This window comes from Rhodococcus sp. O3 (genome assembly GCF_048897285.1).
GTDB lineage: Bacteria > Actinomycetota > Actinomycetes > Mycobacteriales > Mycobacteriaceae > Rhodococcus.
In genome coordinates, this window is the sequence record NZ_JBMBTE010000026.1 from 1 (window position 1) to 18,874 (window position 18,874).

Genomic DNA, 18,874 nt, shown 5'->3' on the forward strand with positions numbered 1-18,874 from the left:
GATCATGCACTGGCAGAGCGGACGAGGCGACGCGGGATTCCACCGGTTCTCCCAGGTCGTCGTCCTGGCGCTCCCCACCACGATCGACGAGGAGACCCTCGCGGGCACGCTCCAGGCCGTGCTCGATCGGCACGACATGCTGCGCAGTCGACTGCAGCGCGACCCCGCAGTCCCGGACCGCTGGAATTGGGAAGTATTGCCGGTCGGCACGATTCGCGCACGCGACGTGCTGCACCGGGTCGCAGTCGACTCGGCGCCGGGCAGCGCCGCATTCCGCGCGACCGCAGCTGCCGAGGCCGACGCCGCCGCGGACCGGCTCGACCCCGCATCGGGAATCGTGCTGCAGGCGGTGTGGTTCGACCCCGACGACACCGAAATCCCGGGCAGGCTGCTGGTCATGATTCATCATTCGGCCGTCGACGGCGTGTCGTGGCGGATCCTCGTCCCCGATCTCGCGACCGCGTGGTCGCAGCTCGCGGCGGGACAGGACCCGCAGCTCGAGGCGGTCGGCACGTCGATGCGCCGCTGGGCGCACGGGCTGGTCGAGGCCGCGCAGCAGCCCGAACGGCTCGCCGAACTCGACTTCTGGCGCGCGACCGCGGCCGCGGACGACCCGACGATCGGGTCCAGGCCGCTGGATCCGGCGACGGACACCGCCGCCACGACCGGCAGCGTCGAGGTCGAACTGTCGGCGGAAGTCACCGAGGCGCTGCTGACCACCGTCCCGGACGCGTTCCACGGCAGCGTATCCGACGGGCTCGTCGCCGCTCTCGCTGTCGCCCTCACCACGTGGCGGCGCGACCACGGATATCCCGCACTGACGGACGCGGTGATCGGACTCGAGGGTCACGGCCGTGAGGAAAGCGTCGTTCCCGGCGCCGATCTGAGTCGCACCGTCGGCTGGTTCTCGACGAGCTATCCGATGCGCCTGGACCTTTCGGGCTTCGATCTCGCCGACGCGTGCGAGGGCGGACCGAACCTCGGCGCTGTTATCAAGTCGGTCAAGGAACAGCTTCTCGCGGTCCCCGACCACGGCATCGGCTTCGGATTGCTGCGTCATCTCGGCGGGGAGGCCGGACGCGTCCTCTCCGAGTGCACGCCACCGCAGGTCGCATTCAACTACCTGGGACGCGTGACCACAGGATCGACCGAGACAACTCAGGGCATGCCGTGGATGCCGGTCGACGACGCCGGAGATCTCTCCGTCGCACAGAATCCGGATCTCCCGGTGCCGGCGGTCCTCGACATCAACGCGCTCACCCTCGACGACGGAGGCCGCTCACGGTTGCGGGCGATCTGGTCGTTCCCCACCGGCGTGCTGACCACCACCGAGGTCGATGCACTCGCACGGCTGTGGGTCGACGTCCTCGAACGAACAGTCGCCCTCGCCACCGAACCCGGCACAGGCGGCCTCACGCCGTCGGATCTGGGTCTGGTCACGCTGGAGCAGGCACAGATCGAGGAGCTCGAGGGGCGGTATCCGGATCTGACCGACGTGTGGCCGCTGTCGCCGCTGCAGGAGGGCCTGCTGTTCCACGCGCTGGTGTCGGAGGACTCCGTCGACGCGTACCTGGTGCAACTGGTGCTCGAACTGCGTGGAACGGTCGACCCGCAGCGGTTGCGGCGCGCCGGAAAGGTGCTGCTCGAACGCCACGCCAACCTGCGAACCGCGTTCGTACGGTCGCCGGGCGTACCGAGCGTCCAGGTGATCCACGACCACCTCGACGTCCCGTTCGACACGCTGGACCTGTCCGGATCCGACGAGACCACCCTCGACCGCGAGTTCGCCGCGGTCATGGCCGCGGATCGCGCCACCCGGTTCGACCCGGCGCAGGCACCGCTGATCCGGTGGCTGCTGGTCACCACCGGACCGGACAGCCATCGACTGGTGATGACCAACCACCACCTGCTGCTCGACGGCTGGTCGACACCGTTGCTGCTGAAGGAACTGCTCGTGCTCTACGCCACCGACGGCGACGACACGATGCTGCCGCGCTCCCGTTCCTACCGCGACTTCCTGGCCTGGATCGGGGAGCAGGACCTCGAGGCATCGCTCGACGCATGGGCCCGTGCATTCGACGGCGCGACCGAACCCACCCTCGTCTCCGACCTCGACTCCACCCGCCGGTACCGCGAGTCACGGGACGTGAGTGCCGATTTCGGTGTGGAGGAGACGGCGGCGTTGTCGGCGTGGGTGCGTGATCACGGGACGACGTTGAACACGGTGGTGCAGGTGGCGTGGGGGTTGGTGCTGGGGTCGTTGACGTCGCGGGAGGACGTGGCGTTCGGTGCGACGGTGTCGGGGCGGCCGCCGCAGATCGACGGGGTGGAGTCGATGGTGGGGCTGTTCGTGAACACGGTGCCGGTCCGGGTGCGGTGGGGCGCCGGGGTGTCGTTGGGGGAGTTGGTCGATCGCGTGCAGGCCGAGCAGGCGGGGTTGCTCGATCATCACTATGTCGGGTTGTCGGATGTGCAGCGGGTGGCGGGGCCGGGTGCGGTGTTCGACACGATGACGGTGTTCGAGTCGTATCCGGTCGATCGTGGGGGGTTGACGGCGGAGACGGACATCGCGGGGATGCGGGTGGTGGATGTCTCGGGTGCGGACGCGGCGCACTATCCGATGGGTTTGGTTGCGCACGTGGACGATCGGCTGCACCTGTCGATCAAGTACCTGCCCGAGTTGTTCGATCACCGGCAGATGGAGGAAATCCTCGACCGCGTGCTGCGCATCGTCCACACCGTCGCGACCGAACCGGACGTGTGCCTGGACCGGCTGCACCTGCTCGGCCCCGTCGAGCATGCTCAGCTCGTCCCAGTGTTCGGCGAACCCGGCGTCTCGCCGGCGACGCTGCCCGACCTTCTTTCCGCGGGAACAGGTGATCGCTCGGCGACCGCGATCGTGTGCGGAGATCGTCGCGTGACCTACGGTGAGCTCGACGACCGGTCGAACCGTCTCGCGCGCAATCTGATTGCACTGGGAGCCGGACCCGAGACCTGCGTTGCCATCGGCATGGCACGGTCGGTGGAGTCGGTGCTGGCGGTGTGGGCGGTCGCGAAGACCGGAGCCGCGTTCGTCCCCGTCGACCCCGGATACCCGGCCGGGCGGATCGAGCACATGCTCACCGACTCCGGCGCCTCGCTCGGCCTCACCACACCCGACGCGGTCGATCGCCTCCCCGATGCGGTGCCCTGGCTGCTGCTCGCGGAAACGTCGGAAAATACTGGAATGCGGGAAAACCCGATCGTCGACGCTGAGCGGATCCATCCGCTGCGGGCGGACCATCCCGCGTACGTGATCTACACGTCCGGGTCGACCGGGATCCCCAAGGGTGTGACTGTCACCCATGCGGGACTCGCGAACCTGGTGGCAGAACAGTGCGCTCGGTTCGGGCTCGGCCCGCACGCACGTGTGCTGCACGCGGCGTCGCCGAGTTTCGACGCGGCGGTGCTGGAGATGCTGTGGGCCTTCGGATCCGGTGGATGTTCGGTGATCTCCCCGCCCGGGGTATTCGGTGGTCGGGAACTGGCCGACCTGCTCGCCCGGGAACAGGTCACGCACGCGGCCTTGACCCCCGCGGCGCTGGGCACGGTGGATCCGGCCGGACTCGACCGGCTCGGCACGGTGATCGTCGGTGGCGAGACCTGCCCGCCGGAGCTCGTCGCCCGGTGGGCTCCGGGCCGGACCATGGTCAACACCTACGGTCCGGCGGAGACGACGATCCAGTCGAATGCGGGGCGCGCACTGCAGAGCGGGGAACCCGTCACGATCGGCCGCCCCATCCGCGGATTCGCCGAACTCGTGCTCGACAACCGGCTGCGGCCGGTCCCCGTCGGGGTGGTGGGGGAGCTGTACCTGTCCGGTCCCGGCTTGGCCCGCGGCTACCGCAACCGTGCCGGACTGACCGCGTCGCGTTTCGTCGCGGGACCGAAGGGGCAGCGTATGTACCGCACCGGGGATCTGGTGCGGTGGCGTCGCCGCGACGACGGGACGCTCGAACTCGACTACGTGGGCCGCTCCGATCAGCAGGTGAAGGTCCGCGGGTTCCGCATCGAACTCGGCGAGATCGAATCCGCGCTGCGGGCGTGCGACGGTGTCGAGCAAGCCGTGGCGACGGTGCACCGGGGTGCCGGCGATCGGCTCGTCGGGTACGTGGTGCCGGAACCAGCCGCGGAGCTGGATCCGGTCGCGGTGCTGGCGCAGGTGGGGACGCGGTTGGCGCCGCACATGGTGCCGGCGGTCGTGTCGATCATCGACGCGGTGCCGGTGACGGCGAACGGGAAGGTGGATCGGGCGGCGTTGCCGGAGCCGGACTTCCGTTGCGGTGCAACCGAATTCCGGGTACCGCGCGAAGGAACGGAAACTGCGGTGGCCGAAGCGTTCTCGGTCGAACTCGCGGTGCCTCGCGTCGGCGCGGACGACAACTTCTTCTCCCTCGGCGGGAACTCGCTGTCCGCCACCGGTGTCGTTGCCCGCCTGCGGGAATCGACGGGCGCGGAGATCCCGGTGCAGTGGATCTTCACGCATTCGACCCCCGCTACCCTCGCCCGCCGAATCGACAGCGGCGGCGCATCGACCGACCCGGATGCGGCACGAGCGGCGGTCTCGGTCCTGTTGCCGCTGCGCCCCGGTACCGCGGAACCCCTGTTCTGCATCCACCCGGCGATCGGACTGGCCTGGTGCTTCGCGGGCCTTGCCCAGTACCTCGGCGACGACCGCCCCGTCTACGGACTGCAGGCGCCGGCGCTCACCGAACCCGACACCAGGTTCGCGTCCCTCGAAGACCTCGCCGACCGCTACGTCCGGGAGATCAGGTCCGTGCAGCCGACGGGCCCGTACCACCTGGTCGGTTACTCGGTCGGCGGGCAGATCGCACACGAGATCGCGATGCGCCTGCGCAGCACCGGCGACGACGTGGCGACCCTCGCCATGCTGGACACCCGCGTGCTGACCGGGACGATCGCCGAGCGGCCCACGATCGGCCGGTTGCTCGAAGAGTTCGGCGACGTCGACGACCTCCCGGCCGCCGGTGCCGAGCCGACCTTCCAGACCGTCGCGGAACTGCTGCACGCGAAGGGCGGCGTCTTCGCCGCGCTGACCCCGGCCGACCTCGAAACCCTCTACCGCGTGTACGGGGAACTCGTCGACCTCGCGCTCGCACACCGCCCCGGGGTGCTCGACGGCGTCGACCTCCTGTACTTCAGCGCCGCCGCGGACAGCGGCCGTGACCTCGATCGGGACACCGGCGCTTCCGCGTGGAAGGAACACGTGACGCAAGGCGTGGTCGAGTGCCCGGTGCCGCTGTCCCACGAGCAGCTCACCGGTCCCGCGGGTCTCGCGGTGATCGGCCCGATCCTCGAGCGGCATCTGTCGCGGGCGCCGAGGGGGCATGGGCAGGCTCCTATCATCGGGACATGAGTCTCGACCGTGCCCCGGCGTTCACCATGCGACAGCTGGTCGCTTTCGTCGCGGTCGCGGAAACCGGCACGATCAGCGCCGCCGCGGACCGCCTGCTGGTGTCCCAGTCGGCTGTCTCGCTGGCCGTCACGGAGCTGGAGAAGGCGATGTCCGCCCAGCTCTGTGTGCGGCGGCGCGCCCACGGCGTGCAGCTCACTCCGACCGGCGAATCGGTCCTGATTCGGGCGCGGGCACTGCTGCAGCAGGCTGCCGATATCGAGGCCGAGACCGCGGGCGCCGGTGGTGAACTGAAGGGCCGGCTGGTCATCGGGTGCTACGCCACCGTGGCGCCTACGATTCTGCCGCCTCTGCTGTACGAGTTCCGGCGTAGCCATCCGGGCGTCACCCTGCAGTTCCGGGAAGCGATGGCCGATGAACTCGAAGCTGCGCTGGAGCGCGGAGAACTCGATGCGGTCATCGTGTACGACCTCGATATTCCCCGCCAGTGGCGAACGGCGACCCTGTGGACGCGCAATCCTGCGCTGGTGGTGTCGGCGGAACACCGTCTCGCGGACGATCCCGAGCCGGTCGATCTCGTATCCGTGGCCGACGAGCCGATGGTGCTGCTCGACGCCGCGCCGAGTTCGAACCACGCGCTGCAGGTCTGCGCCCTCGCGGGCTTCACTCCCCGGATCGGCTATCGCTCGGCGAACTACGAGACGGTGCGCGCGTTCGTCGGCCGCGGCTTGGGTTGGACCGTGATGCTGAGTCGGCCGAAGCTGGATCGCACGTACGGGGGCATGCAGATCGCTCTGCGTCCCATCGAGCGGCCGGTCCTGGAACCGGTCCGCCTCGTGATCGCGTGGCGGCCCGATGTCCTGCTGAGCAGGGTCGCGCGTGCATTCCTCGCGTTCGCGACCGAGCGCGCGGCCACACTCTGACGCAATACACAGTTTTACTCATAAATATCACTCGGTTCTTGTTCTTTTCAGTGTTAGTGACGGCGGACATACTGAGTCCATCGCACCGCACCGCGGATGGGACGCACGCGCAGTCGCAGCGGATCCGACCGTCCGTTGCCATCCAGCAAGATTCGAGGAGATTTCCATGTCGTCAGACACGTCCGCTCTGCACCCCCCGGTCCTCTTCGCTCCCGAGTACGACGAGTTCGCCCAATGGGTACGGGAATTCGCTGCGCCGCATGCGGACAGCTACCTCGAGCGGGCTCACAGCGAGGAATTCCCGTGGGATCTGGCCGAGAAGATGGCGGCCCAGGGCCTTCTGGGACTCGGGGTGTCCGAGGAGAACGGCGGGGTGGGGAGGATCGGCGAGAGCATGACCAAGACACACCTCGGAATCGCGCACGAGGAACTCGCGTACGCGAACTTCTACGCATCGCAACTCGCCTACACCAACAACCTCACCGGACCACTGCTCGAGCGCTTCCTTGCGCCCGACGTGGCGCGCGACTGGGTGCGCGGCATCGTCGAGGGCCGCCACGTCGTCGCACTCGGGTTGACGGAACCGGGATCGGGCTCCGACGCGATGGCCATGCGCGCCAAGGCCGAACGCGTGGAGGGCGGCTGGAAGCTCAACGGTGAGAAGACCTCCATCACGTTCGCGCCGCACGCCAAGGCGATGATCACGTTCGTCAAGGCGCGGGGCGAGGGGCCGGAGGACTCCGGCGTCACCGCATTCCTCGTGCCGCTCGACGCAAAGGGCGTGAGCATGCAGAAGTTCCCCGACGCCGGATGGAAGCCGCTCGGCCGCGCCGGGGTGTTCCTCGACGACGTGTTCGTTCCCGACGAGTACGTGATCGGCGGTGTCGGGAACGGATTCCGGCTCGTGATGAGCGAATTCGACTACACGCGCTCGGTCATCGGTCTCATGTCCACCGGTGTCGCGCGCAAGGCGCTCGACATCACGATCGAATATGTCAAGAGCCGCAAGGCCTTCGGGAAACCCGTCTCGTCGTTCCAGGGGGTCTCCTTCCCCATTGCCGAGAACGCGACCAAGCTCGAGGCCGCGCGGTGGCTGACCTACCGTGCCCTGTCGCTCGCCGACGCCGGCAGGCCCTTCACGAAGGAGGCCGCGATGACCAAGCTCTATGCCACCGACGTGTCGCTGCAGACCATCCGCGATTGCGTCGTCGCCCACGGGCACTCCGGGTTCGCGGAGGAGCTTCCGCTGCAGGCCATGTTGCGCGACGTGTCCGGCCTCGAGATCGGCGAGGGTACTCCGCAGATCCAGAAGGTCGTCATCGGACGTGCCCTGCTCGGACGTGAGGCCACGCTGTGAGCCGCCGGGCCGCCGGACGGCGTGCTCTCGACGGGGTGCGGGTGATCGACCTGACCCAAGCGCTCGCCGGACCGTTCTGTACTTCGCTTCTTGCCGATCAGGGCGCCGATGTCATCAAGATCGAGCCTCCGCGTGGCGATTTCCTCCGGTACACCGGGCCGTTCGGCTCCGACGACGAGCCCCGCGACTACGGCGGGGTGTTCCAGTCCGCCAATCGCAACAAGCGCAGCGTCGTGCTCGACCTCAAGAAGCCCGAGGCCCGCAACGTTCTGCTGCGCCTGGTGAACGATGCCGACGTGCTCGTCGAGAACTTCAGTGCGGGCGTCATGGAACGCCTCGGACTCGGCTACGAGACCCTCGCGGCGCGGAATCCGAGACTGGTCTACGCCTCCATCCGCGGTTTCGGGGACAAGCCCGGCGGCGAAAGCCCGTACGCGCACTGGCCCGCATTCGACATCGTCGCACAGGCCATGGGTGGGCTGATGTCCATCACCGGCCGCGATGCCGAGCACCCCGTCCGTGTGGGTTCCGGTGTCGGTGACACCGTTCCCGGGCTGTTCGCGGCATTCGGCATCCTTGCCGCCCTGCGTGAAGCGGAACGCAGTGGTCGTGGCCAGTACGTCGACGTCGCGATGGCCGACAGCGTGCTTGCGATCTCGGAGGTCGTCGTCAACACGTACGGGCACACCGGGCAGGTGCCCACACCGATCGGCAACCAGCTGCAGGGTTTCGCCCCCTTCGACACGGTGGAGGCGTCGGACGGTGTCGTCGCACTCGGTGCCCCGCACAACCCGCAGTGGGCGAAACTCGTCGCGATCATGGGCCGGCCGGAGCTCGTGGACGATCCGCGATTCGCTACCGATCACGCTCGCTGGGAGAACCGCGACGCCGTGTACGAGGTGGTCAACGACTGGACTCGCCGGCACACGGTTGCGGAACTGATCGACCTGCTGGGCGGCAAGGTGCCGCTGGGTCCGATCTTCGACGCCGAGGACATCTTCGCCGACCCGCACTTCGCGGCCCGCGACATGCTCCCGACCGTGGAGCACCCGGTCAGCGGCCGGGAAGTCACGGTGCCGGGGATCCCCGCCAAGTTGTCCCGCACCCCCGGGGCGATCACACGTCCGGCCCCGCTGACCGGTGAACACACCACCGAGGTTCTGAGAGAACTCGGTCTCGACAGCAACGATCTCGGTGCACTGGCCGCTGCCGGCGCCACCGTCCTTCCCACACTGCAGGAGCAGACCTCATGATCATCACCAAGGTCGAACTGACCCCGGTCTCCACCCCGCTGGTCAAGCCGTTCATCATGCCGGGAACCCGGATCACACACATTCATTCGGTGGTGCTCAAGGTGTACACCGACGAGGGCATCGTCGGCTACGGCGATTCCGGGGACACCTCGACGTGGTACCGCGGTGAGACACAGGATTCGATGATCGCGATGATCGCCAAGCACATCGCGCCGCAGTTCCTCATCGGCCAGGACCCGCTCAACATCGAGAAGATCGTCGGGCAGATGGACACCTTCGTCCGCGACAACAACCAGGCCAAGGCGCTCGTCGATTTCGCGTTGCACGATCTCAAGGGCAAGGCGTTCGGCGTTCCGGTCTACCAGTTGCTGGGCGGCAAGAACATCGAGGCATCGGTGCAGGGCTGGGTAGCGTCCGCGGGGCCGACGGACCAGATCGTGGCCGAGGCGGTTGCGGCTCACGAGCAGGGTTACTCGCTGATCAAGCTCAAGTCCGACGGCAACTCCGACCACGATGTCGACAATGTCCGCGAAGTACGCGCCGCACTCGGTCCCGGTGCACGTATCGTCGTCGATGCCAACGGTTTCTGGAACTACGATCAAGCACTCAAGACGATGCGCCGTCTCGACGAGTTCCGGATGGAGTGCATCGAGCAGCCTGTTCCGCACTGGGACATCGAAGGTATGGCCCGGCTGCGCGGCCGGATCGAGACACCGGTGTTCGCCGATGAATCCGCTCAGGAGCTGTACAACATCCGCGAGATCATCGAGCGCCGCGCGGCGGACGGACTGTTCATCAAGATGCAGAAGGCCGGCGGTCTCGTCAAGGCGCAGCGCTGGCTCACGATGGCGCGCCTCGCCGACATGGCGGTCTACAGCGGCTGCATGATCGGATCGGGTCTCGAGGCCAGCCCGTCCGCCCATCTGATGATCGCGAACAACTGGGCTTCGCAGTTCACCCACGAAAATCTCGGTCCGCTGATCATCAACAACCAGTGGGAGAACGAGAAGCAGGTCATCGAGAACGACATCGCCGCGAACGTGCCGATCTTCAAGGACGGCAAGCTTTTCCCGAACGAGGGCCCGGGTTACGGAATCGAGCTCAACGAGCGGTTCATCGCGGACCACATCACCCCGGGAATGGAGATCGTCACCGTCGGGCAGCTCGTCAGCGCCTGACACCCATCGGTATCGGCGCCGGCGGTCGGGGCATCCCGCCGCCGGCGTACCCAACTCGAGGAGAGCAAGTCCATGACAGAGCACCGAGCGGGCCCGCTGGCAGGCCTCAAGGTCGTCGAACTCGCGGGACTCGGGCCTGCCCCGTTCGCGGCGATGTTCCTCGCCGACCAGGGCGCCGATGTCGTCCGTGTCGAGCGGGCGGGTGCGGGATTCGCCATGCCCATCGATCCGCGCTTCGACACTCTCCAGCGTGGGAAGCGGATGCTGTCCCTCGATCTGAAGAGTGCCGACGGACTCGCTGCCGCGCTCGAACTCGTCGAGCACGCCGACGTTCTCATCGAGGGATACCGGCCCGGCGTCACCGAACGTCTCGGACTCGGGCCCGAGGCGTGCCACGCTCGCAATCCCCGGCTCGTCTACGGTCGGATGACGGGATGGGGGCAGGACGGTCCGCTCGCGCAACGTGCCGGGCACGACCCGACCTATCAGGCGCTGGTCGGGTCGCTGCACGCGATCGGCCGCGCCGGGGGTCCGCCGCAGCTCCCGCTGAGCCTGGTCGGTGACTTCGGCGGCGGGGCAATGTATCTGGTGTCCGGAATCCTGGCCGCGTTGTGGGAGCGTGAGCGGTCCGGGAAGGGTCAGGTCGTCGACGCCGCGATCGTCGACGGTGTGGCTCATCTGATGGCGAACCCGTTCTCGATGCTCGCCGGTGGTGCCTGGAACGACGAACGGGGCACGAACCTCATCGACTCGGGAGCGCCGTTCGTCGACGTGTACCGCACCTCCGACGGCCGGTACGTGGCAGTCGCGGCCCTCGAGCCGCCGTTCTACGCCCAGCTGCTTGCCGGTCTCCATCTCGACGGGGACGAAACGCTGCCCGGGCAGTGGGATCGGCGCCGCTGGCCCGAACTTCGCGATCGATTCGCCGCGGCATTCGCGACCCGGACCAGAGACGAATGGTCGGAGGTGTTCGCCGGTTCCGACGCGTGCGTCGCACCGGTCCTCTCCATGAGCGAGGCCCCCGCGAACAAGCACCTCGTCGCTCGCGGAACCTTCCTGGAACGTGAAGGGCGCCCGGAACCTGCACCGGCACCGCGATTCTCGCGGACGCCTTCGGGTTTTCCCGCCGCGCCTCCCGTTGCGCCCGAAGATGATCCGGCACAGATACTGAGCGACTGGGCGGCGATGTCGCTGCCAAGTCGCTGACCGGCGAACCCTCACCGTCCAGCGCGGCCGATCCGGCCGCGCTGGACGTTTTCGTGAAGGCATTCTTGAGTTTTCCTGTGCAATATCCCTAGTTGATTCTGCTATGCACATCATGTGATGTGACCCATACTGGTGCGGCACCTTCGAGTGCCCCGGACGCCGGCGTTCTGCTCGTCGCCGTTCTCTGTTCCGCCGGCAGGTCCGGCACCCGCAAATCAAGGAGTTCCTGATGGCATTTCTGGACGAATCCGCATGGCAGGGCCGGATCTTCACCGGGAGTTGGACGGCCGGCGGCGCGGGGGAGATCAAGGTCGTCGAACCCGCGACGGGTACGACTCTCGGAACCGTCGGGCTCGCGAACACCGATGATCTCGACGCAGCCGCCGCGCGAGCCGTTGCCGCACAACGGGAGTGGGCGTCCCTTCCCCATCCGGAGCGGGCCGCGGTGATGCGTCGTGCCGGCGAGTTGTGGCAGACCCACGCGGACGAGATCCAGCGTTGGATCATGCGTGAGTCCGGCTCGCTGCGGCCCAAGGCCGCGCTCGAGACCGACGTCGCCGCCCAGGAGTGCTTCGAGGGTGCAGCACTGCCATCCCACCCGCACGGCGAGATCCTGCCGAGCGTCACTCCGCGGCTGCTGAGCACGTCCAAGCGGGTCCCGGTCGGAGTGGTCGGCGTCATCGCACCCTTCAACTTCCCGCTGATCCTGTCGATCCGATCGGTCGCCCCCGCACTCGCGACCGGCAACGCAGTCATCCTCAAGCCGGACCCGCGCACCGCCGTCTCCGGCGGCGTCGTGCTGGCCCGGATCTTCGAGGAGGCGGGGCTCCCCGCCGGCGTCCTGCAGGTTCTTCCCGGTGGCGCCGATGTGGGAGCAGCTCTCGTCGAGGATCCGCGAGTCCGCGCCATCTCCTTCACCGGCTCCACCTCCGCGGGCCGCCACGTCGGAGCCGCCGCGTCCCGCCACCTCAAGAAGGTGCACCTGGAGCTCGGGGGCAACTCGGCGATCATCGTCCTCGACGACGCCGATCTCGACGCGACGGTCTCCGCAGCCGCTGCCGGCTCCTTCCTCCACCAGGGACAGATCTGCATGGCCACCGGCCGCCACCTCGTCCACACGTCCGTGTACGAGGAGTTCGTCGCCAAGCTCGCCGAGAAGGCGGCCGGGCTTCCGGTGGGTGATCCGATGACCGAGCAGGTCGCTCTGGGCCCCATCATCGACCGGGGGCAGCTCGACAAGATCCACGCGCTGGTCACCGCCTCGGTCGATGCCGGAGCCAGACTCGCCGCCGGAGGCACCTACGAAGGTCTGTACTATCGGCCCACCGTCCTCGCGGACGTGCCCCTGGACGCCCCGGCCTACGCGCAGGAGGTCTTCGGCCCGGTCGCGTCGGTCGTGGAGTTCACCACGCCGGACGAGGCTGTCGCGCTCGCCAACGACTCCGAGTACGGACTGTCCCTCGGCATCTTCACCCGCGACATCGGAAGGGGGCTCGAATTGGCGGATCGGATCCCTACCGGTATCGCCCACATCAACGACCAGACCGTGGCGGACGAGGCCAACATCCCGTTCGGCGGCTTCGGAGCTTCCGGCAACGGGGCTCGCTTCGGTGGCGCTGCGAACAGCTTCGAGGCCTTCACCGAGACACGCTGGATAACCGCGGTCCGTGAGGTCCCGTCCTATCCCTTCTGAGATCCCGCACGGAATCCCCCGGTCGGCGCGCCCTGCCCGGCCGCCCGACAGTTCCCCTTCGGACAAAGGACCATCCATGACGCTCGCAGAATCGGAGTCGTCCGCCCCCGTCGATACGATGAAACGGCGAAGCGATCTTCGTCGCGTGGTGTTCTCCAGCTACCTCGGCAGCACCATCGAGTTCTACGATTTCATCCTCTACGCGACCGCCTCGTCACTCGTCTTCGGACCGGTGTTCTTCTCGAACCTGAGTCCCGCAGCGGCGTTGATCGCGTCCTACGCGACCTTCGCGATCGGCTACATCGCGCGTCCCCTCGGCGGCATCGTATTCGGGCACTTCGGTGACCGGATCGGCCGCAAGAAGATGCTGCTGCTGTCCATGTCGATCATGGGCGCGGCCTCGTTCCTCATCGGTCTCGTGCCCGCGATCCCGACCTGGGGCGCGGTCATGCTGATCGTGCTGCGCGCCGTCCAGGGCGTCGCCATCGGTGGGGAGTGGGGAGGGGCGGCGCTGATGTCGCTCGAGCACGCCGGCGACCGCAATCGCGGATTCGCTGCCGCCTTCACCAATGCCGGAGGCCCGACCGGTGCAGTGCTGGGCACGCTTGCGCTCGCACTGGCGGCGACGCTTCCCGAGAACGACTTCCTGTCCTGGGGCTGGCGTATCCCGTTCCTGTTCTCGGCGGTGCTGCTCGCCGTCGGTCTGTTCGTCCGCGCCCGGGTCGCGGAGAGCCCGCTGTTCCGGGAGGCAGTGAAGGCGGCGGCCGAGAAGAAGGACCGGGCGGCGGAGCCGATGCCTCTGCTGGCGATCCTGCGTGCCCCGCGCACCCTCGTCCTCGCCGGGCTGGTGTGCACCGCTCCGTTCGTGATCCAGGCGTTGTTCTCGACGTTCGTCATCGGTTACGCGGCCGAGAACGGTGTGTCCCGGTCGGAGGGTCTGAATGCGTTCGCGATCTGCCAGTTCTTCGCGATCTTCGGCATCCTCGGCGCGGCCCGACTGTCGGACCGCTACGGGCGCAAGCCTGTCATGCTGTGCGGGTTCGTCGGCATGGTGGTGCTGGCGTGGCCGCTGTTCCAGCTCGCGTCCTCCGGCAGTTTCCTGCTGGTCGTGCTGGCCTTCGTGATCGGCTGCTCGGTGCTGCAGTCGCTCACCTTCGGCCCGATGCCGGCGTTCCTGGCCGAGCAGTTCGGTACCCGGTCCCGATACACCGGGGCGTCCCTCGGCTACCAGATCGGCAGTCTCCTCGGCGCCGGGTTCACCCCCGTCATCGTCGCCTCGTTGTTCGCGAGTTCGGGGACGATCACCACGGTCGTCGCCTACCTGGTCGCACTGTGCGCGATGAGCGCCGTGATTCTCGCCGTCTTCGTCAGGGAGAGCAAGGACGTCGACCTGACCGCCGGCTGACGCGCCCGGGCCCGGTCCCGTCCCCGCACCGCACCGTCGGTGCGGGGACGTCGGTGCGCCTACGGTGACACCATGAGCCCAGTCGATCCGGTTCCCCACTACACGCTCCGTCAGCTCGCGGCGTTCGTCGCGGTCGCCGAGTGGGGGTCGATCGCCGGTGCCGCGGACGTGCTCAGCATGTCGCAGTCGGCGGTGTCCTCGTCGATCACCGAGCTCGAACGATCTCTCGGTGCCCGCCTGTGCATCCGCCGGCGTGCCCGCGGCGTCCAGCTCACCCCCACCGGTGAAGGCGTTCTCGAACGGGCCCGGATCCTGCTGCATCAGGCGGGGGAGCTGCAGGCCGACGCGCGCGCCGAGGCGGGCGAGGTCGTCGGGCGCGTCAAGGTCGGGTGCTATCCGTCGCTGGGACCGACCGTGCTGCCCCCGCTGCTCGAGGGATTCATCCGCACCCACCCGCGCGTGCAGCTCGATTTCCACGAGGACGACCAGACCCAGCTCACCGCCCAGCTCGAGTCCGGGGAGGTGGACGTCGCCGTGATGTACGCCCTGGACCTGCAGCCCGGGCTGGGCACCGTCGTGATCGGGCACCGCAACCCCCGGGTGCTGCTGCCCGCGGCGCATCCCCTGGCGGCGGACGGTGGGCCGATCCGGCTGCAGGACCTCGGGGACTCACCGATGGTGCTGCTCGATTCACCGCCGAGTTCGAGCCACGGACTCGGGGTGTGCCGTGCGGCCGGTTTCACCCCGAACATCGTGTACCGGACCCGCAACTTCGAGACGTCCCGGGCGTTCGTCGGGCGGGGGCTGGGCTGGACGTTGCTGTTGTCGCGCCCGCGACGGGACATCACCTACGAGGGCCTCGAGATCGCGGTCCGCAACGTCACCGACCCCGTCCCCGAACCGGTCGACGTGGTGGTGGCCTGGAAGGACGGGGCCTTGTTGAGCCGGGCGGCCCGGGAATTTCTCACCTTCGCGTCAGGGCCGATCGTCCCGTCCGAAGTGCAGAAACAGCCCTACTTCGAGAGAGTCGTGGAATAACCGGGAAATTTCGCGCTTTTCACGGGGTTGTGGGGGCGTCATCGTGGTGTCGGCGGTCACGTTTTCCGCCCTCCCCCCGAAAGGTCCCCATCCATGACGGTTATCGACAAGCGCGAGGCGTCCGGCACTGCCGCGACCGCGCGTAAGGCCGCTGTCGGAAGTTTCGTCGGCACCGCGATCGAGTGGTACGACTTCTTCATCTACGGCACCGCCGCGGCACTCGTCCTCGGTCCCCAGTTCTTCCCCGGGTCGTCCGACCTGGCCGGCACGCTCGCCGCGTTCGCGACCCTTGCCGTCGGATTCGTCGCCCGCCCCATCGGCGGCGTCGTCATGGGCCACTTCGGCGACCGGGTCGGCCGCAAGTCGATGCTGGTGATCTCGCTGCTGCTGATGGGCTTCGCGACCGTCGCGATCGGCCTGCTGCCGAACTACGCGGCCATCGGTGTCGCCGCCCCGATCCTGCTCGTCGTGCTCCGCTTCGTGCAGGGACTCGGCGTCGGTGGCGAGTGGGGTGGTGCGGTGCTCGTCGCCACCGAGAACGCCCCCGCGGGCAAGCGCGGCCTCTACGGCGCCGCACCCCAGATCGGCGTGCCCGCCGGTGTGCTGCTCGCCAACCTGGTCTTCCTGCCGCTGTCGGTGTTCATGGACGACGCCACCTTCGACTCGTGGGGCTGGCGCGTTCCGTTCCTGCTCTCGGCCGTCCTGGTCGGTGTCGCGATGTGGATCCGCCTCGGCCTCGAGGAGAGCGCGGAGTTCCAGACGGCGAAGGACGAGACCGTCGAGACCCACGCGAAGCTGCCGATCGTCGAGGTCCTCACCAAGCACTGGAAGACCGTGCTCCTGGCCGGCGGCACGTTCATCGCCACCAACGGCATCGCCTACGCCTACATGGTCTACGTGCTCAAGTACGGCGAGAAGGAACTCGGCTTTTCGCAGACGACGATGCTGAGCCTGCTCATCGCCTCCTGCCCGGTCTGGATGGCCGGCATGGCGTTCAGCGCCTGGCGTTCCGACCTCATCGGCCGCCGCACCGTCTACATCCGCAGCTCCGCCGCGCTCGTGATCGCCGCCGCCCTGTTCTTCCCGCTCATGGACACCGCGATCCTGCCGGTCATGTTCCTGGCGATGGCCGGACTCGGCTTCACCCTCGGCTGCTGCGCCGGGCCCCAGTCGGCACTGTTCTCCGAGCTGTTCCCGCCGGCCGTGCGCTACAGCGGCGCGTCCCTGGGCTACCAGATCGGCGCGATCCTGGGCGGCGGTCTGGCCCCGATGATCGCCACCACGCTGTTCGCGAAGACCGGCACCTCGTGGTCGATCACCGGCTACTTCGTGCTGATCGCGCTGATCAGCCTCGTGAGCATCCTCGTCCTCCGCGTGCCCTCCACGCCCGCACGTCCCGCCCGTCTCGAGAAGGAAGGGATCTGACCTCGTGTCGACCTACTACCAGCCGCCCAAGTACCCCGCATCCTCGTTCGCGTCGATGGAACCCACCGACGACGCACTGCCCGTCGTCGTCGTGGGCGCCGGCCCCGTCGGCATGGCCACGGCACTCGGCCTCGCCCAGCGCGGCATCCCGGTCACCATCATCGAGGCCGCCGATCAGGTTTCCTTCGGCAGCCGCGCGATCTGCATCTCCCGCCACAGCCTCGAGGCCGCTGCCCGACTCGGCTTCGGCGAGGAGCTCGAGAAGATCGTGCTGCCGTGGGTCGGCGGCCGCAGCTTCTACCGCGACCAGCAGGTCCTGCAGTTCAAGATGCCGCTGCGCGACTTCGACGTGCGCCCGCCGATGATCAACGTCTCCCAGTCGGAGTACGAGCAGATCGTCGTCGACACCATCGAGCAGAACCCGCTGATCACCCTGTACTGGTCGGCGAGCATCGCCGGCATCCTGCGCGGTGAGGACGAGGTCACCCTCGAGGTCGACACCGCCGACGGCAAGCGCCACCTGCGTGCCCGCTGGGTCGTCGCCGCGGACGGTGGACGCAGCCGCATGCGTGAACTCGCCGGGCTGCGCCTCGAGGGCACCAACTACGAGGGCCGCTACGTCATCGCGGACATCCACTGGGAGTCCGAGCTGCCCGCCGAGCGCATGGTCTGGTTCGACCCGCCGAGCAACCCCGGCTCGACGATCATCATGCACAAGCAGCCCAAGAACATCTGGCGCATCGACTACCAGCTCGATTCGTCCGAGGACGCCGAGATCGAGACCCAGGAAGACGCGATCCGCGCACGGATCACCAAGCACCTGGACTGGCTGCAGAACGACCTGCCGTGGACGCTCGAGTGGCACGGGTTCTACAACGCCCGCGCGCTGGCCCTGCGCGACTTCACCCACGACCGCCTCCTGTTCGCCGGCGACGCCGCGCACCTCGTGCCGATCTTCGGCGTGCGCGGGCTCAACTCCGGCATGGAGGACGCCGAAACCCTCGCCTGGCAGCTCGCCGCCGTGATCCACGGCAACGCCGAACCCGCGCTGCTCCAGGCCTACTCGGCCGAGCGGCACCATGCCTGGGAACAGAACGTCGCGAACGCCGGCAAGTCCACGCTCATCATGTCGCCCGGCAGCCACGGCTACCGCACGACCCGCGACGCCGTGCTGGCCCTCGCGGTGCACCGCCCCGAGTTCGGTCACCTCATCAACCCGCGGCAGTCCAGCGCGACGCACGCGCGGCTGTCCCCGCTGACCTGGCCCGTCGCCGCGGGCGTCACCGGTGTGCTGCCGGGCGACCCGGTGGACGACCGGAAGGTGCGCGTCGTCACCGCGGCCGGCACCGAGGACTCGTCGCTGAACGTGGTGCGCGGTACCGGTTTCGCGGTGCTCGGTGTCGGTCTCGACGCGGACGGCAGCTCGGCTCTCGTGGCCGCCGCGGCCGAGCTCGGTGCGGCGCTGTCCCCGGAGAGCGTGCGGGCCGTCCTCGTCGGCGGTGCGGTCGAGGCCGCCCCGGCCGGGGCCACGGTGCTCGACGCACCGGATCTGATCGAGGCTCTCGGCGCGACCGCCGGTGAGGCGTTCGTGATCCGCCCCGACGGACTGCTGCTCTGCCGCGTCCCGGTGGCCGAGCTGTCCGGTGTCGCAGCCGCTCTGCGTTCCGGCACCGCCCCCGACGGTCCGTCCGTTCCGGCCCGTCCCGCGGAGGCCGTCACCGAGGACGAGGCGCGCCGGGAGAACGTGTGGCTGGGTCTGTCCGCCGCGATCGACCAGGCCGACGAGTCCGACCGCGAGGCCTTCCTCGCCCGGCTCGCCCTGGTGCTCGGTTCGCAGGTCGGACGCCGCGAGTTCGAGGAGGCCGTGGCCGCTGCGGCGGACACCTCCCCGGTCCGGGTCGCGGAGCTCACCCCGCAGGTCTGACCGACCACACCCGAATGCCGCACCGGCCCCGCCGGTGCGGCATTCGGTGTTCCAGTGCT

The 18,874-nt window shown here is 68.5% G+C and carries 11 protein-coding genes; all 11 read left to right on the forward strand.

Annotated features, from left to right (window positions below; genetic code table 11):
- A partial coding sequence (locus tag ACN675_RS10250) for an amino acid adenylation domain-containing protein (RefSeq protein WP_420750761.1) occupies positions 1-5,416 on the forward strand: 5,416 nt, incomplete at its 5' end.
- Complete coding sequence (locus tag ACN675_RS10255) at positions 5,413-6,336, forward strand: LysR substrate-binding domain-containing protein (protein ID WP_420750762.1); 924 nt, start codon at positions 5,413-5,415, stop codon at positions 6,334-6,336. The genes ACN675_RS10250 and ACN675_RS10255, both read left to right, overlap by 4 nt.
- A gap of 166 nt (positions 6,337-6,502) precedes the next feature.
- Entirely contained in the window at positions 6,503-7,693 is a 1,191-nt protein-coding gene (locus ACN675_RS10260; RefSeq protein ID WP_197253107.1) for an acyl-CoA dehydrogenase family protein, read from the forward strand.
- Positions 7,690-8,946, forward strand: a complete 1,257-nt coding sequence (locus tag ACN675_RS10265) for a CaiB/BaiF CoA transferase family protein (RefSeq protein WP_420750763.1) — start codon at positions 7,690-7,692, stop codon at positions 8,944-8,946. Before ACN675_RS10260 ends, ACN675_RS10265 begins: the two co-directional genes overlap by 4 nt.
- Positions 8,943-10,124, forward strand: a complete 1,182-nt coding sequence (locus ACN675_RS10270) for a mandelate racemase/muconate lactonizing enzyme family protein (RefSeq protein ID WP_420750764.1) — start codon at positions 8,943-8,945, stop codon at positions 10,122-10,124. Before ACN675_RS10265 ends, ACN675_RS10270 begins: the two co-directional genes overlap by 4 nt.
- A gap of 72 nt (positions 10,125-10,196) precedes the next feature.
- Positions 10,197-11,330: a CaiB/BaiF CoA transferase family protein gene (locus ACN675_RS10275; RefSeq protein WP_420750765.1), complete on the forward strand. Its 1,134-nt coding sequence runs from the start codon at positions 10,197-10,199 to the stop codon at positions 11,328-11,330.
- A gap of 229 nt (positions 11,331-11,559) precedes the next feature.
- On the forward strand, positions 11,560-13,023 hold the full coding sequence (locus tag ACN675_RS10280) for a benzaldehyde dehydrogenase (RefSeq protein WP_420750766.1): 1,464 nt from the start codon (positions 11,560-11,562) through the stop codon (positions 13,021-13,023).
- A 76-nt stretch (positions 13,024-13,099) separates the two neighbouring features.
- Positions 13,100-14,428: an MFS transporter gene (locus ACN675_RS10285; protein WP_420750767.1), complete on the forward strand. Its 1,329-nt coding sequence runs from the start codon at positions 13,100-13,102 to the stop codon at positions 14,426-14,428.
- A 72-nt stretch (positions 14,429-14,500) separates the two neighbouring features.
- Positions 14,501-15,466, forward strand: a complete 966-nt coding sequence (locus ACN675_RS10290) for a LysR substrate-binding domain-containing protein (protein WP_420750768.1) — start codon at positions 14,501-14,503, stop codon at positions 15,464-15,466.
- Positions 15,467-15,559: 93 nt separating this feature from the next.
- The gene (locus tag ACN675_RS10295) at positions 15,560-16,891 is read left to right on the forward strand and encodes an MFS transporter (RefSeq protein WP_420750769.1); all 1,332 of its coding nucleotides are present in this window, start codon (positions 15,560-15,562) and stop codon (positions 16,889-16,891) included.
- A gap of 4 nt (positions 16,892-16,895) precedes the next feature.
- Positions 16,896-18,815, forward strand: a complete 1,920-nt coding sequence (locus tag ACN675_RS10300) for an FAD-dependent oxidoreductase (protein WP_420750770.1) — start codon at positions 16,896-16,898, stop codon at positions 18,813-18,815.
- Positions 18,816-18,874: the final 59 nt, after the last annotated feature.